At 61.7% G+C, this 22,740-nt stretch carries 20 protein-coding genes; 13 read left to right on the top strand and 7 right to left on the bottom strand.

Annotated features, from left to right (window positions below; all coding sequences use genetic code 11):
* Window positions 1-169: 169 nt before the first annotated feature.
* The 4 genes from BM267_RS11795 to recR all read left to right on the top strand — a co-directional run bounded on the left by BM267_RS11795 (window position 170) and on the right by recR (window position 4,813).
* Window positions 170-1,573 carry an alpha/beta fold hydrolase gene (locus BM267_RS11795; protein WP_074780479.1) on the top strand — a complete coding sequence of 468 codons (1,404 nt, stop codon included), beginning with the start codon at window positions 170-172 and terminating at the stop codon, window positions 1,571-1,573.
* Between the two features lie 266 nt (window positions 1,574-1,839).
* Window positions 1,840-3,846: a DNA polymerase III subunit gamma/tau gene (dnaX, locus tag BM267_RS11790; protein ID WP_074780482.1), complete on the top strand. Its 2,007-nt coding sequence runs from the start codon at window positions 1,840-1,842 to the stop codon at window positions 3,844-3,846.
* Between the two features lie 21 nt (window positions 3,847-3,867).
* The gene (locus BM267_RS11785; RefSeq protein ID WP_036990514.1) at window positions 3,868-4,194 is read left to right on the top strand and encodes a YbaB/EbfC family nucleoid-associated protein; all 327 of its coding nucleotides are present in this window, start codon (window positions 3,868-3,870) and stop codon (window positions 4,192-4,194) included.
* Between the two features lie 19 nt (window positions 4,195-4,213).
* On the top strand, window positions 4,214-4,813 hold the full coding sequence (gene recR / locus BM267_RS11780) for a recombination mediator RecR (RefSeq protein WP_074780486.1): 600 nt from the start codon (window positions 4,214-4,216) through the stop codon (window positions 4,811-4,813).
* A 148-nt stretch (window positions 4,814-4,961) separates the two neighbouring features.
* Here recR and BM267_RS11775 read toward each other — a convergent pair whose 3' ends face one another.
* On the bottom strand, window positions 4,962-5,246 hold the full coding sequence (locus tag BM267_RS11775) for a hypothetical protein (RefSeq protein WP_074780488.1): 285 nt from the start codon (window positions 5,244-5,246) through the stop codon (window positions 4,962-4,964).
* Between the two features lie 111 nt (window positions 5,247-5,357).
* Complete coding sequence (locus BM267_RS11770) at window positions 5,358-5,600, bottom strand: YheU family protein (protein ID WP_074780492.1); 243 nt, start codon at window positions 5,598-5,600, stop codon at window positions 5,358-5,360.
* Window positions 5,601-5,677: 77 nt separating this feature from the next.
* On the opposite strand from BM267_RS11770, the gene BM267_RS11765 reads away from it, so the two are divergent.
* Window positions 5,678-6,433 carry a sulfite exporter TauE/SafE family protein gene (locus BM267_RS11765; RefSeq protein WP_036990510.1) on the top strand — a complete coding sequence of 252 codons (756 nt, stop codon included), beginning with the start codon at window positions 5,678-5,680 and terminating at the stop codon, window positions 6,431-6,433.
* Window positions 6,434-6,436: 3 nt separating this feature from the next.
* Here BM267_RS11765 and mnmC read toward each other — a convergent pair whose 3' ends face one another.
* On the bottom strand, window positions 6,437-8,419 hold the full coding sequence (gene mnmC / locus BM267_RS11760) for a bifunctional tRNA (5-methylaminomethyl-2-thiouridine)(34)-methyltransferase MnmC2/FAD-dependent 5-carboxymethylaminomethyl-2-thiouridine(34) oxidoreductase MnmC1 (protein ID WP_074780495.1): 1,983 nt from the start codon (window positions 8,417-8,419) through the stop codon (window positions 6,437-6,439).
* A 433-nt stretch (window positions 8,420-8,852) separates the two neighbouring features.
* On the opposite strand from mnmC, the gene BM267_RS11755 reads away from it, so the two are divergent.
* Window positions 8,853-9,827, top strand: a complete 975-nt coding sequence (locus BM267_RS11755; RefSeq protein WP_143063071.1) for a DMT family transporter — start codon at window positions 8,853-8,855, stop codon at window positions 9,825-9,827.
* Between the two features lie 135 nt (window positions 9,828-9,962).
* Here the strand turns inward: BM267_RS11755 and BM267_RS11750 are convergent, their stop codons facing one another.
* A complete protein-coding gene (locus tag BM267_RS11750; protein WP_074780498.1) occupies window positions 9,963-11,363 on the bottom strand; it encodes a class II fumarate hydratase in 1,401 nt (466 codons plus the stop codon).
* 75 nt (window positions 11,364-11,438) lie between these two features.
* Here BM267_RS11750 and BM267_RS11745 point away from each other — a divergent pair, with 75 nt between their 5' ends.
* The 5 genes from BM267_RS11745 (at window position 11,439) to BM267_RS11725 (ending at window position 15,150) form a co-directional block, all read left to right on the top strand.
* On the top strand, window positions 11,439-11,945 hold the full coding sequence (locus BM267_RS11745) for a DUF2059 domain-containing protein (RefSeq protein ID WP_063608004.1): 507 nt from the start codon (window positions 11,439-11,441) through the stop codon (window positions 11,943-11,945).
* Window positions 11,946-12,057: 112 nt separating this feature from the next.
* Complete coding sequence (locus BM267_RS11740) at window positions 12,058-12,372, top strand: BolA family protein (protein ID WP_036990507.1); 315 nt, start codon at window positions 12,058-12,060, stop codon at window positions 12,370-12,372.
* A gap of 112 nt (window positions 12,373-12,484) precedes the next feature.
* Complete coding sequence (trhO, locus tag BM267_RS11735) at window positions 12,485-13,426, top strand: oxygen-dependent tRNA uridine(34) hydroxylase TrhO (protein ID WP_074780501.1); 942 nt, start codon at window positions 12,485-12,487, stop codon at window positions 13,424-13,426.
* Between the two features lie 12 nt (window positions 13,427-13,438).
* The gene (locus tag BM267_RS11730) at window positions 13,439-14,074 is read left to right on the top strand and encodes a DsbA family protein (RefSeq protein WP_074780504.1); all 636 of its coding nucleotides are present in this window, start codon (window positions 13,439-13,441) and stop codon (window positions 14,072-14,074) included.
* Window positions 14,075-14,205: 131 nt separating this feature from the next.
* Complete coding sequence (locus BM267_RS11725) at window positions 14,206-15,150, top strand: DMT family transporter (protein WP_074780507.1); 945 nt, start codon at window positions 14,206-14,208, stop codon at window positions 15,148-15,150.
* A 55-nt stretch (window positions 15,151-15,205) separates the two neighbouring features.
* On the opposite strand, the gene BM267_RS11720 is transcribed toward BM267_RS11725, so the two are convergent.
* Entirely contained in the window at window positions 15,206-15,796 is a 591-nt protein-coding gene (locus tag BM267_RS11720) for a UPF0149 family protein (protein WP_036990504.1), read from the bottom strand.
* A 170-nt stretch (window positions 15,797-15,966) separates the two neighbouring features.
* On the opposite strand from BM267_RS11720, the gene recQ reads away from it, so the two are divergent.
* Complete coding sequence (gene recQ / locus BM267_RS11715) at window positions 15,967-18,096, top strand: DNA helicase RecQ (protein ID WP_074780510.1); 2,130 nt, start codon at window positions 15,967-15,969, stop codon at window positions 18,094-18,096.
* Window positions 18,097-18,173: 77 nt separating this feature from the next.
* Here the strand turns inward: recQ and BM267_RS11710 are convergent, their stop codons facing one another.
* Window positions 18,174-20,369 (bottom strand): patatin-like phospholipase family protein, encoded by a 2,196-nt coding sequence (locus BM267_RS11710; protein ID WP_074780513.1) that lies wholly within the window; start codon window positions 20,367-20,369, stop codon window positions 18,174-18,176.
* Window positions 20,370-20,526: 157 nt separating this feature from the next.
* On the opposite strand from BM267_RS11710, the gene BM267_RS11705 reads away from it, so the two are divergent.
* On the top strand, window positions 20,527-21,363 hold the full coding sequence (locus BM267_RS11705) for a UDP-2,3-diacylglucosamine diphosphatase (protein WP_074780516.1): 837 nt from the start codon (window positions 20,527-20,529) through the stop codon (window positions 21,361-21,363).
* Here BM267_RS11705 and BM267_RS11700 read toward each other — a convergent pair.
* On the bottom strand, window positions 21,356-22,735 hold the full coding sequence (locus BM267_RS11700) for an adenylate/guanylate cyclase domain-containing protein (protein ID WP_036991114.1): 1,380 nt from the start codon (window positions 22,733-22,735) through the stop codon (window positions 21,356-21,358). The two genes, BM267_RS11705 and BM267_RS11700, sit on opposite strands and share 8 nt — an antisense overlap.
* Between the last annotated feature and the right edge of the window lie 5 nt (window positions 22,736-22,740).

The following is a 22,740-nucleotide window of genomic DNA, read 5'->3' as shown; positions in this document are numbered from 1 at the left end:
TATCCCCCCATTCTTATTCCGCGTCTCATACGCCCTTGTCTTGCCGACTTCCGGTCTATTCGTCTGCCTGTCCTTTGCTGATACGTTAGCTCTTTCAGTGGCGAAGCGAGCTTATATCTACTAATGTCTCATCGTGTCTGACTGATAACAACAATAAGGGTAATCGAACATGGATATGGCATTTCCCAGGGCCCGCGTGCCCGCGCTCGGCGTGTTTTTTCTGCTTCTCTGTGGTGTGTTGACCGGTTGTCTCGGCGGCTCCGGCTCGGATCGGGTTTCCTGGCCTGGCTCTCCGGATATGCCGGATATCGATGAGGATCGGATCCTGCCGGTCATCTTCGTACACGGCACCGCTGGCTCGGCCTCCCAGTACCAGACCCAGGCGATGCGCTTTGCCAGCAACGGCTACCCCGAAGACCATGTGGTGGCCTACGAATACAGCACGGCAGGGGCGGTAGAGATCAACAGGGCCCTTACCGGCGGCCTGAGTGGTGACCTGGATGGGTTCGTCGATAACGTGCTGGCGGAGTTCGGGGCGGATCAGGTCTATCTGGCTTGCCACTCCCTGGGTACGGCGGTTTGCGGCTACTACGTGGCCAATCCGGACCGGGAAGCCAAGGTGGCTGGCTATGTTGCCATCGACGGCGCGACAGGCGAGAGTTGCCCGGGCGACTCCAACTGCATGGGGCTGTTTGTCGATGAAACCCGGCGGCTCGGTGAAGTGAACGCCTACGTGCCTGATGAGACTCATGTCCAGGCGGCCACCTCGGAAGCCTCTTTCGCCGCCCAGTTTGAATTCTTCACAGGTGTCGAGCCGGTGCGCACCGAGATTCTGCCACAGCGGGATGAGGTGGAAATTGCCGGTCGGGCGGTTTATTTCCCAGCCAATACCGGTGCTGCCGGGACCACGCTGCAGGTTTGGGAAATAGACCCCGATACCGGTGAGCGTCTCGAAGCGGCGCCATTGGATACCTTCAGCATCACGGCCAACGGCAACTGGGGTCCGGTGACGCTCGATCCGACCGCCTACTACGAATTCCAGCTGTTGCGACCGGGTCGTTCCGAGCATCACTTCTATCGTCAGCCGCTGATCCGCAACAGCGCGCTGGTGCGCTTGAACACCTCGCAGGCCGGCTCCGTGATCGAGGAAAATACCAACGCCAGTGATGATCACGCCTCCCTGGTGATCTCCCGGGACATGGAATGGTGGGGCGACCGCGGCACCGATAACGATCTGCTGGAGATTTCCACCACCAGCCTGCTGTGGGGCGATCAGCCGGCAGTGAATATCATTGACCCGGCCATCGGTAGCAGGAATATCGGCATTCACGTACATGACGATGAAGCCACTCCAGCGGTGACGACTGGCGATCCGCTACCGTATTTCCCGGAGCAGCCGTTCCAGTGGGGCGTGGATGTGTACATGCCTGCCAGCACACCGGCGGATGGGGTTATCTCCGTGGTCAGCACCCCGCGCGGTGATACCGACAACAAGCAAACGCTGAACGTACCGAATCTGCCTTCGTCGCAGCATCGTATCTCGTTGACTTTCAACGACTACGTTCAAGACTGAAGCGCCCGAGGTCGAAAGGAACTCGTCCGGGTCACGTTGACCGGGTCACGCTGACCCGGTCACGGACGCCCCCTCTTTGTGGGAGCGGGCTTGGCCGCGAAGCAACTGGCAGATCAGCTTCGCGGGCAAGCCCGCTTTCCCATCACCAGTATCGGTTCCCGATCAGCCTCTCCCACAGGGCGAGCCGACAGGCGCGAATCTCGCATTGATTAGGCGCTTTAAGGTACAGTAGCTGCTTGCCAATGACACCGGATAGCAGCCCCTCGATGAGTTACCAGGTATTAGCCCGCAAATGGCGTCCGCGCCTGTTCCGTGAGATGGTCGGCCAGACCCACGTGCTGCAGGCGCTGATCAATGCGCTGGATCACAATCGCCTGCACCACGCCTATCTGTTCACCGGCACCCGCGGGGTCGGCAAGACCACCATCGCGCGCATTCTGGCCAAGTGCCTGAACTGCGAGGCGGGTGTCAGTTCGGAGCCCTGCGGCGTCTGTTCGGCCTGTCGGGAAATCGACGAGGGGCGTTTCGTCGATCTGATCGAAGTCGACGCGGCCAGCCGAACCAAGGTCGAGGACACCCGCGAGCTGCTGGACAATGTGCAGTACGCACCCACGCGCGGGCGCTTCAAGGTCTATCTCATCGACGAAGTGCACATGCTCTCCAGCCACAGCTTCAACGCCTTGTTGAAGACTCTGGAAGAGCCGCCGGCTCACGTCAAATTCCTGTTGGCGACCACCGATCCGCAGAAACTGCCGGTCACCATCCTGTCCCGCTGCCTGCAGTTCTCGTTGAAGAACATGTTGCCGGAAAAGGTGGTCGAGCACCTGCGCCATGTGCTGGCCGAAGAGCAGGTACCCTTCGATGACGAGTCGCTGTGGCTGCTCGGCCGCGCCGCCGATGGCTCCATGCGCGACGGCCTGAGCCTCACCGATCAGGCCATCGCCTTCGGGAATGGCCAGCTGCAGGCCGCCGAGGTGCGCAGCATGCTCGGCACCATCGATCACGGTCAGGTATTCGGGCTGCTGCAGGCACTGGCCACCGGGGATGCGCGCGCGCTTCTCGCCGCTGTTGCCGAGCTGGCTGAGCAGGGCGCTGATTTTGCGGGCGTGCTGGCCGAGCTGATATCCACCCTGCAGCGAGTGGCCATCGCCCAGGTATTGCCGGAGGCGGCGGATAACAGCCTGGGTGACCAGGCGCGGGTCCTGGAGCTGGCCGGGCAGGTCAGCGCCGAGGATGTGCAGCTGTTCTATCAACTGGCCCTGCACGGTCGTCGTGACCTGCCACTGGCACCGGACCCGCGTGGCGGTTTCGAGATGGCGCTGCTGCGTATGTTGGCGTTTCGCCCCGGCACGCTACAACACACCGGCAACGCGGCACCGGCCGGGCTCGTGCAAACGCCGCCAACAATACAGCCGAGCCCCGTACCGGCTGCGGCTGGCGACCCGGGAAAGTCCCCGGGGATCAGCCAGGCCGCAGCTGATTCCGTAACCGCCAGGCCGACCACGCAGGCCGCGCCGGTTACGACGCCGGCTGCCGTGCAGGCACCGCCGAAACCCGCTTCACCGATCACGCCGGTTGTGGAGCCAACGGTCGAACCGACTGTCGAGCCGTCAGCTCCGGCCACTCCCGCGCCGCAGTCCGCTGCCAGCCCCGTGGCGGCACCTGCACCGGTGGTCGAGGAGCCGACAACGCCAAGCGAGCCGAACCCGCCAGCAGCGGACGCTCCCCCCGAGTGGTTGCAGGATGCACCGCCCGATGACAGTTTCAGCCCCGACAGTGATGATGAACTGGATGTCAGCGATTATCTGAGCGACTGGGAGCCGGCGGCGGACAGCGCTCCGGTCGAGGCCGCCGAAGAGGATGTCAGCGATCTGCCTCCGGCCATCGGCCTTGCCGCCCAATGGCTGGAGCTGTATCCGCGCCTGGGTGTGGCTGGCCTGACCCAGAGCATTGCCGCCCATTGCCAACTGGTCGCTGTCGAGGGCGCCGCCTGGCAGTTGCATCTGGACCCAGGTCACAGCGCGCTGTACAACGAAAATCATCGCCAGCGTCTGGAAAAGGCCATTACCGAGCAGCAAGGCCAACCAGTAACTTTGACCGTTACGGTCCAGGCGCCCACGCAGGAAACCCCTGCGGTAGCGGCAGCCCGGCGGCGGGTGGCCCGGCAGAAGGAAGCCGAGGCGAACATACAGAGCGACCCGCTGGTGCAGGCGCTGATCAACGATTTTGCGGCGCAGATCTGTGATGACAGTATCCGCCCGCTCGATGCTTGAACCCCTTATGAGGAAACGACCATGATGAAAGGTGGCATGTCAGGCCTGATGAAGCAGGCCCAGCAGATGCAGGAAAAAATGCAGAAGATGCAGGAAGAGCTGGCCAACGCCGAGGTGACCGGGCAATCCGGTGCCGGGCTGGTTTCCGTCGTCATGACCGGGCGGCACGACGTGCGCCGCGTCAATATTGATGACAGCCTGATGACCGAAGACAAGGAAGTGCTCGAAGATCTGATTGCCGCGGCATTCAATGATGCGGTGCGCAAGCTGGAACAGCAGAACCAGGAGAAAATGGCCGGCCTGACCGCGGGCATGAATCTGCCTGACGGCTTCAAGATGCCCTTCTGAACGAGAGAGCCATATCGGTATGAGTTTCAGTCCCCTGATTCGCCAATTGATCGATGCATTGCGCGGGCTGCCCGGCGTTGGGCCGAAAACCGCGCAGCGCATGGCGCTGAACCTGCTGGAGCGCGATCGTGAAGCGGGGCGGCACCTGGCCCATGCGCTGGAGTCGGCGATGGAAGGCGTGGGTTACTGCCGCCGTTGCCGGACGCTGAGCGAGACCGAAATATGTGATATGTGTGATGACCCGCGCCGGGATGATGGGTTGCTGTGTGTGTTGCAGAGCCCGGCGGATGTGTGGGCAGTGGAAATGGCGGGCAGCTTTCGAGGGCGCTATTTCGTGCTCAAGGGCCACCTGTCACCTATTGATGGCCTGGGGCCGGAAGAGATTGGTATTCCGGCGTTGCTGGAGCGCGTCGAAGGCAGCGCGGTGGCCGAGGTGATTCTGGCAACCAATCCGACGGTGGAAGGGGAGGCGACGGCGCATTATATCGCCGGGCTGCTCAAACCGCTGGGGATCAAGGTATCGCGCATTGCCCACGGGGTGCCACTGGGAGGCGAGCTGGAATTCATCGATGGCGGGACGCTGGCCCATGCGTTGGCTGGGCGAACGGCGATTGGCTGATTCCGATTTCTTGTGGGAGCGGCCTTGGCCGCGAGGAGTTCTGTCAGGCCTGTTCGCGGGCAAGCCCGCTCCCACAAGACAGACCTAACTCCGAACAGGGCGTGCAGCGGGCTGAGGTGTCTGCAACACAGTCAGCCCTTATGACTATTCAGTTGCCGCTGGCGTCTTGCTGCTTCAGTTCCTTGATGATGCGGTCATAGGCTTCACAGGCGCCATGGTGGCTCTGGGTGGGGTCGCGCTCCTGGAGGGCCTTGAGCTGTTCATGCATGCGCTCCGCCTTGTCCGGGTTGCCGGCAGCGATGCGGTTGATGGTGACCGCGGTTTCTTCAGCTTTCTTCAGGGCTGCTTCCGGGGTGCACACAACGGTCTGGGCCGATGCGGTGGCAGCAAAACCCAGCAGGGCAGCAATAATCAGGGGGGAGCGCAATTTCATCGTTTACCTCGTCAAACCCGCATGGGGGTGTAAAGACCTCTATCTTAGTCCTTCGCTTGGCATCCTCCAAGCGCCATGGTGGCCCTGCGTCACCCTGAAGCAGGGCGGCTCTCAATCCTCGGCGGCATCCCACAGCAATTCGGCGGGAACATCCCGGCGGTGGCTCAGGCTGGTATCGCCGGTGTCGGGATGGAATACGATCAGCACTTCGCCACGTTCGATCAGCCGGCGCAAACGCTCCACGCGCTGGCTCAGGGTGTCGTCATAGCCGTTATCGGTGCCATCGCGGGTGACGAAGTCCTCCAGCATGCGCTGGAATACGTCGGGGTCGAGCAGGGTATGGGGTATCAGCATAAGGTCTACTTCCTGGATGACTGTGCCGTGTTGCGTCAATGATACACTGAGCGCCTTTGTTGATATGACTGGTTCCAATGATCACCGACCCGCTGTTCTATCTGGCCGCCATCCCCGCCGTGTTGTTGTACGGCATCGCCAAGGGTGGCTTTGGCGGCAACATCGCTATTCTTTCCGTCCCGCTGATGTCCCTGGTCATGCCGCCGCAGGAGGCCGCCGCCATCCTGCTGCCGATCCTCTGTACCATGGATCTGGTGGCACTACGCACCTTCCGCGGTCGCTGGAGTATCCCCAATCTGAAGATCATCATTCCGGCGGCGCTGGTCGGTACGCTGTTGGCCTGGCTGAGTTTTCGCTGGATGAGTGACGCCCATATTCGATTGATGGTCGGTATCATCGCCGTGGTGTTTACCCTGAACATCTGGTTGCGCAAGGGCGAGCCGCCGGTACGTGGGGTAAGCAACTGGCGGGGCGGGTTCTGGGGCGCGGTCGCTGGCTTCACCAGTTTCGGCATCCACGCCGGCGGGCCGCCGATCAATATCTACCTGTTGCCGCAGAAACTCGACAAGACCGTACTGATGGGCACCATCGCGGTATTCTTTGCCGTGGTGAATCTGGCCAAGGTACCGGCCTATATCCAGCTCGGACAATTCGACACCAGCAAGTTGCTGACTGCTCTGGTGCTGCTGCCGCTGGCGCCGATCGGCATCCGCATGGGCTTCTGGCTGCTGCAGCGCAGCAATCAGGAGCTGATCTACCGATTGTGCTACCTCTTCCTGTTCTTTACCGGTTGCAAGTTGCTCTGGGACGGCATCCGCATGCTGCTGTTCTGAGCCTCAGGCCTGGCCGCGGATCAATTGACGCAACAGAAAGCGGCTTGGATGCACGGCCTCGGCCAGGTCGCGGGGCAAAGGCAGCGGCTCCCCCTCGACCCAGGCGGCGATCAGCTCGCCACTCAACGGGCAGGTAACCAGACCGCGGGAGCCATGGGCGGTATTCAGATACAGGCCGGGGTACCAACTGGCCGGCGTCTTTGGCTGGCGCGATGCATCCTTGGCCAGCGCGGCGTAATCCGCACGAAAGGCATCGGCATCGGTCAGCGGGCCGATCAGCGGCAGGTAATCCGGTGAGGTGCAGCGCAGCGCAGCGCGAGCGGTCAGCTGCGCCGGATCGTACTGTTCCGGCCGCAGGGCGGTGCTGAGGGCTGGCGACAGGCTGGTCAGGATCTCCAGGTTCGACAGGTTCTCCTCGGGGCTGGGCTCGGTATCCAGCCGATCGAAGCGGAAGCTGGCGCCCAGGTGATGCTCGCCCTGGCGCGCGGGGGAAATATAGCCCTCGGCGCACAGCACCGTTTTCAATCCGAGACTCGCGTCGGTAGCCGGTAAATGGGTGATCTGCCCGCGAATGGACTTGAGCGGCAGATGGCTGCTCTGCTGGAAACGGCGACTGTCGGCGGCGCTGCAGATGACCGCGATGCTGCCGCTGGCAATACACTGGCCGTTGGCGCCCAATGCCTGCCATTGCCCATCACCTTGTTCCAACTGTGCCACTGCGCTGCCGGTCAGCAAGCGGATATTGGCGTGCCGCAACAGCGCTTGGCAGAAAATCGGCGGGCTGGCCCAGCCGGCGCCCGGAAAGAACAGCCCGGCGCGCTGAACGCCGAAGCCGGCGAGGGCGCTGGCCTGTTCCGCATCAACGCTGTGCAGAAAACTCGGCGGGTAGCCCTGTTCACCCAGCTGGCGATGGCGCGCAGCCTCCTTGTCATCGGTACTGAGCTGCAGCACACCGCAGGCCGACCAGCTGTCTTCCCCCGGTTCCAGCACCTCATTCAGCAGGCGCAGACTGTAGGCATAGCTGGCCTGCACGAAGCGCGACAGCGGGGTCTGGTGCGGTGACAGCTTGGTGTAGAGGATGCCCTGCGGGTTGCCGGAGGCTTCCGCTGCGGGAGTGGCGTGGCGCTCGATCACGGTGACCTGCCAGCCGCGGCGGGCGAGGGCGAAGGCGGTACTGCAACCGGCCAGTCCGGCACCGATCACCAGCGCCGTGCGTGCCCGGTCGGCTGGTGGCGCCGGGCGTTGATACCAGGGCGCGCTCCATTGCTGCCCTGACGGCTGTTGCAGCACCCCGGCCAGCATCTCGCGCTTGCGGCCATAACCTTTGACCTTGTGCATGGCAAAGCCGACCGCCTGCAATCCGCGGCGCACATCGCCGACACTGGTAAAGGTCGCCACCGTGGTGTGCTGATGCGACAAGCGCGCCATCTGCTCATAGAGAGCCGGCTGCCACATGTCCGGGTTCTTCGCCGGGGCGAAGCCATCGAGAAACCAGGCATCCACCGAGGCGTCCAACTGCGGCAGGCTGTCCAGCAGATCACCCACCAACAGGGTCAGGGTGACGCGGCCATCGGCCAGGGAAAACTGCTGCCAGCCGGGTGCGAGGTCGCTGTAATGGGCGAGTAACTGCTCGGCCCAGGGCTGCAACTCCGGCCATAACGCCAGGGCGCGATGGAGGTCGTCGGTGCTCAGCGGAAACTTTTCGGTGCTGACGAAATGCAGGCGGGCGTCGGCGGGAGCGACCCGGTCCCATAGCTGCCAGGCGCAGAGAAAATTCAGGCCGGTGCCGAAACCGGTTTCGCCGATGCAGAAGCGGGAGCCAGGTTGGAGCGCGGCCCAGCGCTGCGGCAGATCGTTGTGTTGCAGGAACACATGGCGCGTTTCCTCCAATCCCGAGTCGCGGGAGAAGTACACATCGCCGAACTGGGTGGAAAACGGCTGTCCGTCAGCGGACCAGCTCAGATCTGCAAAGGATGGTGATTTCACGAGGGCTCCGGCACAAACTGAAGCCGCTGATTGTATCGTGAAAAGCCATCACCCCATATTGGGTAGGATCAACAACAGCCAGGTGGCGAGAAAAACCAGAGCGACGCTGGGCAATTTACCCTGAATATCAAGTTTCATAAGTGACACCTTTTATTTTTGTGTGCCGGGCGTCCTCGTAGGTTGCCCTGCTGTCTGCGCCGGATAAGGCGACAGCACCAGTGTATGGATGCGGCCGGTCTGCCGCAATGATCTGACCAGAAATAGCGGATCTGTATTTCATGGTAGAACAGCTGAGACGCGCCGTTAGACGAATTGGCTACATGCAAATTGCTACCAATTGCGCTGAGTCTCTGTTTTGACGATGCGTGGCTATCCATTCGGTCGCGCCGGGCTCTACAATAGTCGTCTCTTCCTTTTTTCTCCGAGAAACATCATGCACGTCGCCTCCGGTCGCTGGCTGTACGGATTTCTATTGGCATTGACCACCACCACCCTCTGGGGTGTGCTGCCGATCATGCTCAAGGAGGTGCTCAATGGCATGGATGCCTTTACCGTTTCCTGGTACCGCATGCTGTCATCCGGCCTGGTGCTGTTGCTATGGCTGGCAGCCCGCCGGCGGTTGCCCTCGATCCGCGCGCTGTCCGCGCGCAACCGCTGGCTGCTCCTGGTCGCGGTGCTCGGCCTGGCCTGCAATTATGTGTTGTACGTGTTGGCACTGGATCGGCTGACGCCCGGCACCATGCAGTTGATGATCCAGATCGCGCCGATCATGCTGATGCTGGGCAGCATGCTGGTGTTCAAGGAGCGTTTCGGCATCGGTCAGTTGTTGGGGCTGGCGGTACTGTTGCTTGGCTTCGGGCTGTTCTTCAATCAACGCCTGGTGGAACTGTTTACTCAGCTGAGCGACTACACGCTGGGCATCCTGATCACCCTGGCCGCGGCTCTCGCCTGGGCCTTGTACGGGTTGGCCCAGAAGCAGTTGCTGACCATCTGGTCGTCGGTCACCATCATGATGGTGATCTACCTGGCCTGCGCGGTGCTATTGGCACCCCTCGCCACGCCGAGCCAGATCATGCAATTGAACCAACTGCAACTGTGGTTGCTGCTCGGCTGCTGCCTGAACACCCTGGTGGCCTATGGCGCCTTCGCTGAGGCGCTGGTGCACTGGGAGGCATCCCGGGTCAGCGCCACCGTGGCCACCACACCGTTGTTCACCTTTGCCCTGGTCGCGCTGGGCTCGATGCTGTGGCCGGCGGTGATCAAGCCCGAACTCTTGAACAGCCTCGCCTATCTGGGGGCGCTGCTGGTGGTTTCCGGCTCGGCGCTGATCGCCCTCGCGCCCAGCCTGCTGCAGAAACTGGAGAACCGTCGGCTGCGGCGTCTGACAGTCACGCCGCCGCTGGAGTAGCGATTGCGGGGCCAGGTTTCTGATAGGGCCCCCGATGGCTTCTATGTGGGAGCGGCCTTGGCCGCGAAGGTTTTCTGCCAGATCCATTCGCGGGCAAGTCCGCGCCCAAGAGGTTCACTGCCATAGCGGGGGACTTCAGGCCTTGGGCGCCCAGTCCCCCAGCATTGCCTGCGGCTGCACTGCCTGGTCGAAGGCCTGCTCATCCAGATAACCCAGCGCCAGCGCCGCTTGGCGTAGCGAGGTGCCCTCGGCATAGGCCTTCTTGGCGATTTCGGCGGCCTTGTCATAGCCGATGACCGGGTTCAATGCGGTGACCAGCATCAAGCTATTGTCCAGATGCTCGCGCATGCGCTCGGCGTCAGGTTGCATGCCTTCCACACAGTGCTCGCGGAAACTGTCGCAGCCGTCGGTCAGCAGACGCACTGACTGCAACAGGGCATGGATGATCACCGGTTTGAACACGTTCAGCTGCAACTGGCCGTAGCTCGCCGCCATGCCCAGGGTCACGTCATTGCCCATGACCTGGCAGGCAATCATCGACAGCGCCTCGCACTGGGTCGGGTTGACCTTGCCGGGCATGATCGAGCTGCCCGGCTCGTTGGCCGGCAACCTGACCTCGGCCAGCCCGGCCCGCGGCCCGCTGCCCAGCAGGCGCAGGTCATTGGCCAATTTCATCAGGGTTACCGCCAGTTGTTTGCAGGCGCCGTGCAGCTGCACCAGCGGTTCATGCCCACTCAGGGCGGCGAATTTGTTGGCGGCGCTGGTGAAGGGCAGGCCGCTGAGGCTTGCCACCTCGGCGGCGAGCATTCCGGCAAAGCCTGATGGTGCATTCAGGCCGGTGCCCACCGCCGTGCCGCCCTGGGCCAGGGCGTAGACCTCCGGCAGCGCTTGCTCCACAGCCCTGATCCCCATATCCAGCTGCACAACGAAGGCGGAGAGCTCCTGACCGAAGGTCACCGGGGTGGCGTCCATCAGGTGGGTGCGGCCGATCTTGATCAGGTCTGCGTGGCGGCGGGCCTGTTCATCCAGGCTGTCGCGCAGAGCCTGTACCGCGGGCAGCAGTTGCTGGCGGACCTGGGTGGCGGCCGCTACGTGCATGGCGCTGGGGAAGGTATCATTGGAGCTTTGCGAGCGGTTGACGTGATCGTTCGGGTGTACCGGTGTTTTGCCGCCACGGGGCTGGCCAGCCAGCTCGTTGGCGCGGTTGGCGAGGACCTCGTTGATATTCATGTTGCTCTGGGTGCCGCTGCCGGTCTGCCAGACGGAGAGGGGGAAATGCTCATCCAGTTGGCCGGTCATGACCTCATCCGCAGCCTGGCTGATCAACTCCGCCAGTGGCGCATCCAGATTGCCCAACTGCAGATTGGTGCGCGCGGCGGCCTTTTTGATCAGCGCCAGGGCATGCACCACCGCCAGGGGGATGCGCTCCTCGCCGATGGCGAAGTTGTGCAGTGAGCGTTGGGTCTGCGCACCCCAGTAGCGGTCTGCCGGCACCTCGATGCCGCCCATGCTGTCGGTCTCGGTACGTGTGTTCATATGCGCCCCCTCGTTGCTGATGGATATGTGACCTGCCAGTATAGGTGCCTGTTCAACCCACCGGAGCTGCCATCCATGCGTTTACTACCGAGCCTGATGGTCTGTTGTCTTTTCCTGGGGCAGTTGGCCCAGGCTGACGAGGCGTCACACCGGAGCAGTGCCGAGCGCTTTCTCAAGCTGGCCAATGCCGAGGATATGACTGCGCCGGTCTATACCCAGGTCGAACAGTTGCTGACGGCCCGTTTTACCCAGATGGGTGGCTCGATGCAGTATGAATCGGTGCTGCGTGATTACCAGCGGCAGGCCCGGGACATTCTGAACGCCCAGTTGAGCTGGGATGCCATCCGCGATGACCTGATCGATCTGTATCTGCCGGTCTTCAGCGAAGAGGAGTTCGAGCAACTGGCTGCGTTCTACCGCTCTCCGGCGGGCAGCAAGCTGATGGAACATCTGCCGGAATTGACCCGTGATTCCATGGCCATCACCCGCGAACGCCTCGAGCAACATATTTCGCCACAACTGGAGCAGTTGGTGCAGGCGATGGAAGCCGAGGTCGAGGGGCGGCAGGCGGGGCTGCGGTAGCGCTGCTGCGCGGTGTGAATGCGCTATTGGTCTGCCGTTAACCAAAGCCGGTGCGGCTGACCGGGGCAGGTGAGCCGGATACAATGCATTGATCAATCAAGGAGACAAGCCCATGAGTACCACCCAGGCAGCACTGGAACAGGCTCTGCAAAGCCTGGCGCCCAGCCATCTCGAACTGCTCAATGAGAGCCACATGCACGCCGTACCGCCGGGCTCGGAGTCGCATTTCAAGCTGGTGATCGTCAGCGACGAGTTCGAAGGTCTGAATGCCGTGAAGCGGCATCAGGCGGTCTACCGCACACTGGGCGACCTGATGCAGCAGATCCACGCGCTGGCTTTGCATACCTATTCGCCCGCCGAGTGGCAGGCCAGTGGCCTGGCACCGGATTCGCCCAACTGCATGGGCGGCAGCAAGGCGGACCACTGAAGCGGATGCGCCCCGGCCGATAATCCGCATGCCGGCTGGCTCTCAACTTTGTTAAACTTGCCGCCCCCAAAGTACGCCCTTTACGCGGGCGACTACCGAAAAGAGGAATGGCATGTCCAATATCGTCGTGGTGGCGCTGTACAAGTTCGTCACCCTGGAAGACTTCGAAGACCTGCGCCAGCCGCTGCTGGATACCATGATCGCCAACGGCGTCAAGGGCACCCTGTTGCTGGCGCTGGAAGGCATCAACGGTACCGTGGCCGGGAGCCGCGCAGGCACCGCAGCGCTGCTTGAATGGCTGCGCCGGGACCCGCGCCTGAGTGATCTGGACTGGAAGGAATCCCTCTGCGAGGAAATGCCTTTCTACCGCACCAAGGTCAAGCTGAAGAAGGAAATCGTCACCATCGGCATTCCCGGCATCAGTCCCAATGAAAAAGTGGGGACCTATGTCGAGCCGAAGGACTGGAATGATCTGATCAGCGATCCGGAAGTGCTGTTGATCGACACCCGCAACGATTACGAAGTGTCGATCGGTACCTTCGAAGGTGCCATCGATCCGCAGACCAAATCCTTCCGCGAGTTTCCTGATTACGTTCGTCAGCAGTTCGATCCGCAGAAACACAAGAAAGTCGCCATGTTCTGCACCGGCGGCATTCGCTGCGAGAAGGCCTCGAGCTTTATGCTCAAGGAAGGCTTCGATGAGGTCTATCATCTCAAGGGTGGCATTCTGAAGTATTTCGAAGAGGTGCCGGCGGAGCAGAGCAAGTGGGACGGCGAGTGTTTCGTGTTCGATAACCGCGTCACGGTACGCCACGATCTGGCGCCGGGTTCGTTCGACCAATGCCACGCCTGCCGCCATCCGGTATCGGCTGAAGACATGGCCTCGGTGCAGTACGAGGAAGGTATCAGCTGTCCGCATTGTTATGACAGTCTGCCGGAGAAGACCCGGCGGCGTGCCGAGGAACGACAGCGCCAGGTCAAGTTGGCCAAGCTGCGCCAGCAGCCGCATCCCATCGGCCTGCAGCCGGAACTGGCCAGCCCCAACGCAAAGTAATCGGAGTACTGCATGTCCCAGCGCCTGATCTATGTGATGGACCCCATGTGTTCCTGGTGCTGGGGCTTCGCTCCGGTGATCGATGCTATCCAGGCAGCTTTTCCCCAGCTGGATCTGCATCTGGTACCCGGCGGCCTGCGCCCTGGCGTGACCGATCCCATGCAGGACTCGACGCGCCTGGCGCTGGCGGAACACTGGCAGGCCGTGCACGCGGCGACCGGCCAGCCGGTGCTGACGCCTGATGACTTGCCCGCGGCCTTTGTCTATAACACCGAGCCCGCCTGCCGGGCGCTGGTGGTGGGGCGGGAACTCGATGCCGGAAAACTGTGGGCGCTGGTCAAAGCCATCCAGAGTGCCTTCTATACCCAGGCTATTGATGTCACTCAGGCTGGCGTGCTGACCGATCTGGCCGAAGGGGCCGGATACAGCCGCAACGACTTCATTGAGGCCTTTGATGCCCCGGAGACACGGGTGATGCTGGCTGCGGATTTTGCCTGGGTGGGCGATCTGGGTATCAGCGGCTTTCCGACCCTGTTGGCCGAGCGCAACGGGCAGTTGGCGTTGTTGGGTAATGGTTATCAGCCGGCAGCCTCGTTGCTGCCCTTGTTGCGGCGTTGGGTCGAGGCGGGCGACAGGCTCCCGGACTGAGCTTGCGGACGGGCGAAGCGCGCTGGGCGTCCAACTGGCCGTGTGAGCTGCACGCCCGCTTGCGGGCATCGAGCCGGCGCTGCGCTGATGCGGTGAACATCCTTTCTTTTGAATGCTAGCCAGAGGCGGTCATGTCAGGAAAAACAGTCAGCAGCGCCATTCTATTGCTGGTTGTCGGCAACGCCATTGCTGTGATCTCGGATGTGTTCGTCAAGTTTCTCGAGGAAGGCGTCCCGGTGTTCCAGTACGCCTTCCTGCGCTGCGTGATCACCTTGCTGTTGCTGGCGCCATTCTGGAAACAGCTGGATACCGGCCATTTCTTTGAAGGTGGGGTCCTGCATTTTATCCGCGGGCATGTTCATCTGGTCGGGATGATCTGCATGGTCTACGCCTTGATTGCCCTGCCACTGGCTACCGCCAATGCGGTATTCATGGTGGCGCCGATCATGGTGATGATCCTTTCAGTCATGTTCTTTGGCGAAAGGTTATCGACGCTCAGCCTGGTTTCCGTTATCAGCGGGTTCGCTGGCATCCTGGTGATATTGCGGCCCGTCGAGATCGGTTGGGCGGCCCTGGCTGCCCTGGGTACCGCAGCTGCGCTGGCCATCAACGCGGTGTTGGTGCGCCGGCTGCCGCGCGATCAGTCCACGGTACAGAAGCTGTTTCTCAACTACCTGATGATCACGCCGCTGTGTCTGGCTTTGGCGTGGTGGGAAGGCGCAGCCTGGAGCCGCGAGGTGCTGATCAGCGCGTTCGGCTCGGCACTGTTCATCCTTGGCTACAACGTATGTGTATTGCTGGCCTACAAACACGTGGATGCCAACCAGATCACCAGTGCGGAATACACTGCGCTGGTCTGGGCGGTGATCATTGGCTGGGTGTTTTTTGCCGAAGTACCGGACCTGTGGTTCGTGGTCGGCAGCGCGATGATAGTGGTGCCATTGTTGCTGATTGGCTTGCAGCAGCGGCGTATCCGTCCACGCCCCAGCCATCATGAGCTGGCCGACACGCGCTATCACACCGCGCCCGCTACAGATGACGAGGGCATCACACAGGACGCTGGATACAAGCAGTGAGGTGGTTTGAGTCCCCCGCCAGGGCGGGGGATTCAGACGTTACCGAGCAGGACGCTCAGTGACGGGGATCGAGCAGTGCCGGGCGGGCTTTCTCTTCCGGTGCCTGGAACAGCAGGTAGAGCTGGGTCAGCACGTCGGGGATATGGTCGAGCATGTCCTGGACCATCTCTTCGTCCCGGGCTATCTCGGCGAACTCGGGCTGGTCTTCGAACAGGCCGGAACCGACCATGATCGGCAGCAGCAGCTCGCTGACGGTTTCCTCGTCCTGGGCGAACCAGTCTTCCTCACGGATGAACACGCCTTCCAGGAAGCCCACACACCAGCTGCGCAGATCGGACAGGTCCGGCTCGTCACCGAGAGTCAATTCGCACGGCGGTTCCAGCTCTTCGTCGCTGGCCAGAATGCGTTCGATCAGGGACTTGAGTTCGCGCAGGGTGTTCTCGATGTCGGCCTTCTGGGCTTCATCGGTGTACTGCGGCTCTTCGGCGAACAGTTCGAACATCCATTCCTGTTCAGGAACGTCCACAGGGCTGATGGACAGGGCGGTCAGGTAACCATGCCCGGCAAGATAATCGAGAGCTTCATCGTGCAGATCGTCAGCATCCAGAAACTGCTGCAGGCGCTCGAGTTGGTCGGCGAAGGACATGGCACACCTCATCATGGATAATGGTCAGCATTGTACGCACGTGGCCGGATTATTGCCAAAGCATTGGCAATACCAGCACCTCATCACAGCGAATCTCAACCGGGCTGATATAATCGGCCCTTTCTGCCGGCCGACATCGGCCGCCCGACTGCAATCATGCAAGGAGAATCATGCGCGAGCAAGCCTTACAGCGGCTGCGGGATATTTTCGGCTACGGAGAGTTTCGCGGGCATCAGGCGGACATCATCGACCAGGTCGCCACCGGCGGCGACGCCCTGGTCCTGATGCCGACCGGTGGCGGCAAATCGCTCTGCTATCAGATTCCCGGTCTGCTGCGTGAGGGCCTCACCGTGGTGGTGTCGCCGTTGATCGCGCTGATGGATGACCAGGTCGCCACCCTCAATGAGCTGGGGCTGCGTGCGGCGGCACTGAACTCCACGCTGGACGAGATTGAGCGCCGGGATATCGCCGAGCGGCTGCGCCGGGGTGAGATGGATTTTCTCTATCTGGCGCCCGAGCGCCTGCTCAAGCCGCGCACCCTGCAATTTCTGCAAAGCCTGGATATTGCCCTGTTCGCCATCGACGAAGCCCACTGCGTATCGCAATGGGGTCACGATTTCCGCCCCGAATACCTGCAGATGGGGCAGTTGGCCGAGCTGTTCCCGGGCGTGCCGCGCATGGCATTGACCGCCACCGCCGATGAACGCACCCGCGAGGAGATCGCCCAGCGCCTGCGGCTGGAGGATGCCAAGCGCTTCGTGTCCGGCTTCGACCGGCCGAACATCTTCTACCGCATCGTGCCCAAGGATCGGCCCCGTCAGCAGTTGCTGGGCTTTCTCAAGGACCAGCGCGGCAATGCCGGTATCGTCTATTGCCTGTCGCGCAAGAAGGTCGAGGACACGGCGCAGTGGCTCAGCGACCAGGGTTGGCCGGCGCTGCCCTATCACGCGGGGCTGCCACCGGAGTTGCGCGCCTATCACCAGAAGCGCTTCCTCAACGAGGAAGGCTTGATCATGGTGGCGACCATTGCCTTCGGCATGGGCATCGACAAGTCCAACGTGCGCTTCGTCGCCCACCTGGACCTGCCCAAGAGCATCGAAGCCTATTATCAGGAAACCGGTCGCGCCGGTCGTGATGGATTGCCCGCCGATGCCTGGATGGCCTACGGCCTGCAGGATGTGCTGATGCTCAACCAGTTCATGGCCAACTCCGACGGTGATGAGCGGCACAAGCGCATCGAGCGGCACAAGCTCGACGCCATGTTGGCGCTGTGCGAAATCACCACCTGCCGCCGTCAGTCCCTGCTCGGCTATTTTGGCGATATCCTCGATGAGCCCTGCGGCAACTGTGATAATTGCCGGGAGCCGGCTGCCACCTGGGATGGCAGCGAGGCGGCGCGGATGGCGCTGTCCACCGTTTATCGCAGCGGCCAGCGTTACGGCGTCGGCCATCTGGTGGATATCCTGCTGGGCCGGGACAACGAGAAGATTCGTACCGCCGGGCATCAACACCTGTCGACTTACGGTATCGGCAAGCAGTGGAGCGAGCAGGACTGGCGCTCGGTGTTTCGCCAACTGATCGCCCGCGGGCTGGCGGAAATTGATCTGGATGGGTTCGGTAGTCTGCGGCTGTCCGACACTTGTCGCCCGCTGCTGCGTGGCGAGGAGTCTCTGGCCCTGCGCAAGGATGTATCCCGTACGGCCAGCGTGCCCAGCCGCTCCAGCGACAAGCCAGTGATCGCCGAGGCCGACAAGGCGTTGTGGGAAAACCTGCGGGCGCTACGCAAACGCCTGGCCGAGGCCCATGGCGTGCCGCCCTATGTAGTATTCGCCGACTCGACCCTGGTCGATATGCTGCGTCAGCGACCGACCACATTGCAGGACATGGCGCTGGTCAGTGGTATTGGCGCGCACAAGCTGGAGCGTTACGGTGCGGACTTCCTGCAGGTGCTGCTGGAAGAGGGTGGCGCGGAGACCGCTGCGCCCGCACATCAGGCCCATGAGGTGCAGGCACTGGCCCAGGCCGGCATGGAAGCGCAGCAGATTGCCCGGCAGACCGGGTTGCCGATCCGGCAGGTCTACCAAAAGCTGGCCCAGGCCATCAGCATCGGTCAGCTGGACCTGCACCAGGTCATCGACCTGCCACCGGGCCAGCTGGAGCGAATCCAGGATCTGTTTCTCAATGAAGCGGAAGAAGACCTGCCCGGCGTGCGCGCCGTTGCGCAGGAACTGGACGAGCCGGTGGAGGAGGGCGTGCTGCACTGTATCCGCGCCGCGCTGGTACTGGAAATCAGCGGCTGAGCCCATTGTCGAGATGACAATCGGCCGGGGTCCATCCCGGCCTGGGCGCAGCAAGCTGTACTGAATGTCGGGGCGTCCTAGAATGTCTGCCCCAGGTTCATATATAACGCCCGCTCGCCCTCCTGGTTGGCACCGATGCCGAAGAACAGCGGACCGAGGAAGGTGTCCATGCCCAGTAGCAGGCTGCCGGCGCCCATGTAGCCGGTATCCAGGGCCTCTTCGCCCTTGTTGTAGACCCGGCCGTACTCCAGGCTGCCGCCCAGGTAGAAGGGCATGGTCAACGGTGTGCTGCCGGGGTTCAGCTGGCGATAGTAGACCACCCGCGCCAGGTTGTAGTTCTGTCCGGCCAGGCCGTTCTGACGAAAGCCCGAGAACTTGCCGATGCCGCCTAGCAGGAAGCTGCTCTGGGCCACATCGACATCGCTGTCGGTGCGGCCAAGGGATGCGCCGAGTTGAAGGCTGTGGGGCCCCGAGGCGAAGGCCTTGTTGGCCCGCACTTCCAATTGCTGGTAACGCTCGTCCGCCCCCAGATCGGGTTCCGATTGGCGCCAGAGTATGCGTGCGGCGTCTCCGGAGCGGGGGAAGTTGACGTTATCCAAGGTGTCGCGATCGACCTGCAGTGAGTAGAAGGCTTCATCGAACTCAAGGGTGGGTTGCTCGGGGTCACCCACGCGGATTTCGGATTCGCCCCAATAGCGCGACAGTCCGAAGCGGACTTCACCATTGTTGGCGATCTGGCGGCCGAAGTTGATGCCGGCGCCGTAGCGCTGCTGGCGATAGTCGGCGACGGGGTCGTTGTCCAGAATCACTTCGACATTGCGTGCTTCGGCATCGATGAAGGGCGCGATGAAATAGCGTGAACCGTAGTCCAGTGGCTGGTAGAACTCGCTGTACAACTGCTGATGCTCGCCCAGTTGCAGGCGCGTCAACCATTCAGCACCCAGCGGGTTGACGCCATTGACACGGAAGCTGGCTCCCATGGTGAACTGGCTGCCGCCCTCGAAATCATCCACCAGGTTCAACCCCAGGCGCAGATAATCCGTACCGGTCTCCCGGCCGCTGGTGCGGATCAACAGGGTGTTGCGGTCGCCCTCGTGGAGAATCTCGTAGTTGACCTGGCTGAAGTAGTCGGTGCCGTAAATGGTGCCCATGTCCTTGGCCAGGTGATCGGTATTCAGCGGTTCGCCGAGCTGCTGACGGACCATGCTGCGCACTACTTCATCGGCGACCTTGCCGCTGTTGACCACCCGGATTTCATGGATGATCGGCTGGCGATGGGGGCGGTTGCTGGCAAGGTTGCCGCCAGGCTGTTGCACGTTGGCCGGATGAGCGAACGCCTGCAGGTGCGGTGATTGCAGCAGGCTCTGGGCGCCGGCGTCGATGGCTTCATCGGCTTCGGCGAAACTGCTGAAGGCGATGCTGCCCAGTTCAGGTTGCAGCAGCAGGTCCTGTTCGGTCAGCGTGGCTAGTTGCTCCTGGGTGTTGTTGCGGGTCAGCAGGGTGGTGGTCTGGTCCATGATGTCGAGGATGGTGTGCATGTCCTCGGCCGGTTTCAGCGGGGTGGCGATATCCACCACGATGACCCGATCCACACCCATTTCCCGGGCAACATCCACCGGCAGGTTCTTCGACAACACGCCGTCTACCAGCATGCGGCCATCGACCATTACCGGCGCGAAGAATCCGGGCAGGCCGATACTGGCGCGGATGGCCTGGGGCAAATGACCACTCTTGAACACCACGGCATCGCCGGTGGCGATATCGGTGGCCACGGCGCGGAAAGGGATCGGCAGGCGGTCGAAATCATCGATATCGTTGGTATGCACCAGCAGGCTTTCCAGGACCAGGCCCAGGTTCTGGCCCTGCAGGAGGCCGAGCGGGAAGCTGAGCTTGCCACCTTTGAAGGTCAGGCGCTGCTTGACTAGAAAATCACGATCATCCTGCTTGCGGCGGTAGGGAATATCCTCACGCAACGGCGAATCGCTGAGCGCCGCCGGCCAATCCATCTCCAGTGCAATCTGCTCCAGTTCATCGGCGCTGTAGCCCGCCGCATACAGACCACCGATCACCGCGCCCATGCTGGTGCCGGCAATGGCGTGGATTGGAATGTTCTGTTCCTCGATCTGCTTGAGCACGCCGATATGCGCCAGACCACGGGCGCCGCCGCCGGATAGCACCAGGCCGGTGCGTATTTCGGTGGAGGGCGGGTTGTTCTGGGCCACGGCCAGGGCGGGGAGCAGCACCAACAGTAGCAGGATAACGGGTCTGAACATGGCGAAGCCTGATTTTGAGCGAGGTGACCGAATCGACGCACATTGTATACGACACTGTGGCTGTTTTGCGTGGCTGTCATCTTTTGGTCATGTGAGCGTCATCATCCGGTCACCCAGTGACACTAGTTTGACCGCAGAGATGGAAGAGGGATGACAGATGACTCATGTGGAAGATTTCTCGGCGGTTGGCAAACAGCGGGTGCGCACCATCTGGATTTCCGATGTGCATCTGGGCACACGCGACTGTCAGGCCGAGAAGCTGGCAGGGTTTCTCAAGGAGTACGAATGCGATCAGCTATATCTGGTCGGCGATATCATTGATGGCTGGCGGCTGCGCAAGAGCATGTATTGGCCGCAATCACACACTAATGTCATTCGCCGCATCCTGACCATGAGCAAGCGCGGCACCCGGGTGACCTATGTCACTGGCAATCATGATGAATTCCTGCGCCGTTATGCGACCCTCAATATCGGCAACATCCGGTTGGTGGACGAGGCTGAGCACGTTACCGCTGATGGCCGAAAACTGCTGGTCATTCATGGTGACCAGTTCGATGTCATTACCCGCTGTCACCGTTGGCTGGCCTTCCTCGGAGACTACGCCTACGAATTCAGTCTGCGCCTGAATCGCTGGCTCAACTACTGGCGCAGCCGCTACGGCTATGGTTACTGGTCATTGTCCGGCTACCTCAAGCACCGCGTGAAGAAGGCGGTGAATTTCATCAGCGAATTCGAAGAAGCATTGGCCCATGAATGTCGCAAGCGCGATCTGCAGGGTGTGGTGTGCGGGCATATCCACCATGCGGAGATCCGCGAGGTCAATGGTATCAGCTACCACAATTGCGGTGACTGGGTAGAATCCTGCACCGCGTTGATCGAGCTGTGGGATGGCAGCATAGCGCAGTATAACTGGGCCGAGAGCGAAGCTTCGGGCGAAGTCGAGGTCGAGGCGACAGAAGAGGTATTGCCACTGCCCGTTACGCTGATCAAATGATTACCTTGTCCCGCAGTTTACGCGCTGCCAGTTCCAGCGCCTTGACGATGTCGTCCTTGTCATAGTTGCGAATGCCATTGGTATCCAGATACATGGAAAAGCCAGGCAACTCGTGCTCGACGAAAGTGGGCGCAGCGCCCAGATCCCGGCGCAGCCCCACCACCTGATAGATCTGCACCGGCCGGCTGAAACCCTTGACCTCGATCCGGCCCTTGTCGCGGCACATGATCAGATCCTTGATCAGCGACCAGGTCTCATGGGGAATGAGGATCTCGCCGGCCTCGGCGGCATTTTCCAGGCGGCTGGCGAGATTCACTTCACGGCCAATGATGGTGTAGTCCATGCGCATATCTGCACCGAAATTGCCCACCGTACAATAGCCCGTACTCAACCCCATGCGGATTTCCAGTGGCCGGGTGATGCCCTGGCTGCGCCATTGCTGACGCAGTACTTTCATATGCTTGCGCATGGCGATGGCCATGGACACGGCAGCCTCGGCGTCCTGCTTGGCGCCGCGGCTGACCGGGTCGCCAAAGAACACCATGACGCTGTCGCCGATGAACTTGTCGATGGTGCCGCCATATTGCAGGGCGATGCGGGCCATTTCGTTGAGATAGTTATTGAGCAGATCGGTCAGCGCCTCGGCTTCCATTTCTTCGGCCAGCTCGGTGAAGCCGCGAATATCGGAGAAGAATACGGTCAGCTTCTTGCGATGGGTTTCCAGAGTGACCCGCTGATTGCCGGAAAAGATCGATTCCCAGACCTGAGGCGAGAGGTACTTGGCCAGGTTGCTGGCCAGCTCAGCGGTTTTTGCCTGCTCGGCGCTAATGAGTTGCTGTGCCTGCTCCAGACGCCGCCCCTGGCGGTAGACGAAGGCGGCGATGGTTACCGTGAAGGTGCCACCGCTGGCCAGACTGCAGAAGGCCAGCAACTGGCTGCTCACCAGTTGTGGCTCGGGGGTGAGAATGGCGGCCGACAGCATGCAACCCGCCAGGGTCAGCAGGCTGGCGGCGAACAAATACAGCGGCCCGCCGATAATGATGCTGGCGAAGCTGATCAGCAGTAGAAAAACCAGGCTCGGAATCAGGCTGAACTGGCATAGGGTGATGAACACGCCGGTGTGCAGCGCATCCAGAGCCAGCAAGGCCAGGCGCAGGTTGCGCGCGCCGGACTGGCGGCGAAACTCGGTCAACAGGCGGATGGCATGGGGATACAGCAGCGAGTAGATGATGACCCCGCCGGTCAGGGTGGTCAGCCCCTGCTCGTAGGCTATGGCGGTGAAGATGATAGCGACGCAGAAATAGGCCATGACCCGGGAGTAGTAGCCCTCGAGTGGAGGGCGTACCGGTTGTATGCGGGTTTGCAATGTCATGATCA

This window comes from Halopseudomonas bauzanensis (assembly GCF_900114735.1).
GTDB classification, from domain to species: domain Bacteria; phylum Pseudomonadota; class Gammaproteobacteria; order Pseudomonadales; family Pseudomonadaceae; genus Halopseudomonas; species Halopseudomonas bauzanensis.
The sequence above is the reverse complement of the archived record's forward strand: the minus strand, read 5'-3'. Positions and strand labels throughout refer to the sequence as shown.

What these genes read in the sequence shown, in the direction of transcription:
- BM267_RS11710 (WP_074780513.1), bottom strand. Translation starts at nt 20,369, where the DNA reads ATGTTCAGACCCGTTATCCTGCTACTGTTGGTGCTGCTCCCCGCCCTG.
- BM267_RS11740 (WP_036990507.1), top strand. Translation starts at nt 12,058, where the DNA reads ATGAGTACCACCCAGGCAGCACTGGAACAGGCTCTGCAAAGCCTGGCG.
- BM267_RS11725 (WP_074780507.1), top strand. Translation starts at nt 14,206, where the DNA reads ATGTCAGGAAAAACAGTCAGCAGCGCCATTCTATTGCTGGTTGTCGGC.
- BM267_RS11705 (WP_074780516.1), top strand. Translation starts at nt 20,527, where the DNA reads ATGACTCATGTGGAAGATTTCTCGGCGGTTGGCAAACAGCGGGTGCGC.
- BM267_RS11775 (WP_074780488.1), bottom strand. Translation starts at nt 5,246, where the DNA reads ATGAAATTGCGCTCCCCCCTGATTATTGCTGCCCTGCTGGGTTTTGCT.
- BM267_RS11795 (WP_074780479.1), top strand. Translation starts at nt 170, where the DNA reads ATGGATATGGCATTTCCCAGGGCCCGCGTGCCCGCGCTCGGCGTGTTT.
- recR (WP_074780486.1), top strand. Translation starts at nt 4,214, where the DNA reads ATGAGTTTCAGTCCCCTGATTCGCCAATTGATCGATGCATTGCGCGGG.
- BM267_RS11750 (WP_074780498.1), bottom strand. Translation starts at nt 11,363, where the DNA reads ATGAACACACGTACCGAGACCGACAGCATGGGCGGCATCGAGGTGCCG.
- BM267_RS11720 (WP_036990504.1), bottom strand. Translation starts at nt 15,796, where the DNA reads ATGTCCTTCGCCGACCAACTCGAGCGCCTGCAGCAGTTTCTGGATGCT.
- BM267_RS11700 (WP_036991114.1), bottom strand. Translation starts at nt 22,735, where the DNA reads ATGACATTGCAAACCCGCATACAACCGGTACGCCCTCCACTCGAGGGC.
- BM267_RS11765 (WP_036990510.1), top strand. Translation starts at nt 5,678, where the DNA reads ATGATCACCGACCCGCTGTTCTATCTGGCCGCCATCCCCGCCGTGTTG.
- dnaX (WP_074780482.1), top strand. Translation starts at nt 1,840, where the DNA reads ATGAGTTACCAGGTATTAGCCCGCAAATGGCGTCCGCGCCTGTTCCGT.
- BM267_RS11755 (WP_143063071.1), top strand. Translation starts at nt 8,853, where the DNA reads ATGCACGTCGCCTCCGGTCGCTGGCTGTACGGATTTCTATTGGCATTG.
- trhO (WP_074780501.1), top strand. Translation starts at nt 12,485, where the DNA reads ATGTCCAATATCGTCGTGGTGGCGCTGTACAAGTTCGTCACCCTGGAA.
- BM267_RS11745 (WP_063608004.1), top strand. Translation starts at nt 11,439, where the DNA reads ATGCGTTTACTACCGAGCCTGATGGTCTGTTGTCTTTTCCTGGGGCAG.
- BM267_RS11785 (WP_036990514.1), top strand. Translation starts at nt 3,868, where the DNA reads ATGATGAAAGGTGGCATGTCAGGCCTGATGAAGCAGGCCCAGCAGATG.
- BM267_RS11730 (WP_074780504.1), top strand. Translation starts at nt 13,439, where the DNA reads ATGTCCCAGCGCCTGATCTATGTGATGGACCCCATGTGTTCCTGGTGC.
- BM267_RS11770 (WP_074780492.1), bottom strand. Translation starts at nt 5,600, where the DNA reads ATGCTGATACCCCATACCCTGCTCGACCCCGACGTATTCCAGCGCATG.
- recQ (WP_074780510.1), top strand. Translation starts at nt 15,967, where the DNA reads ATGCGCGAGCAAGCCTTACAGCGGCTGCGGGATATTTTCGGCTACGGA.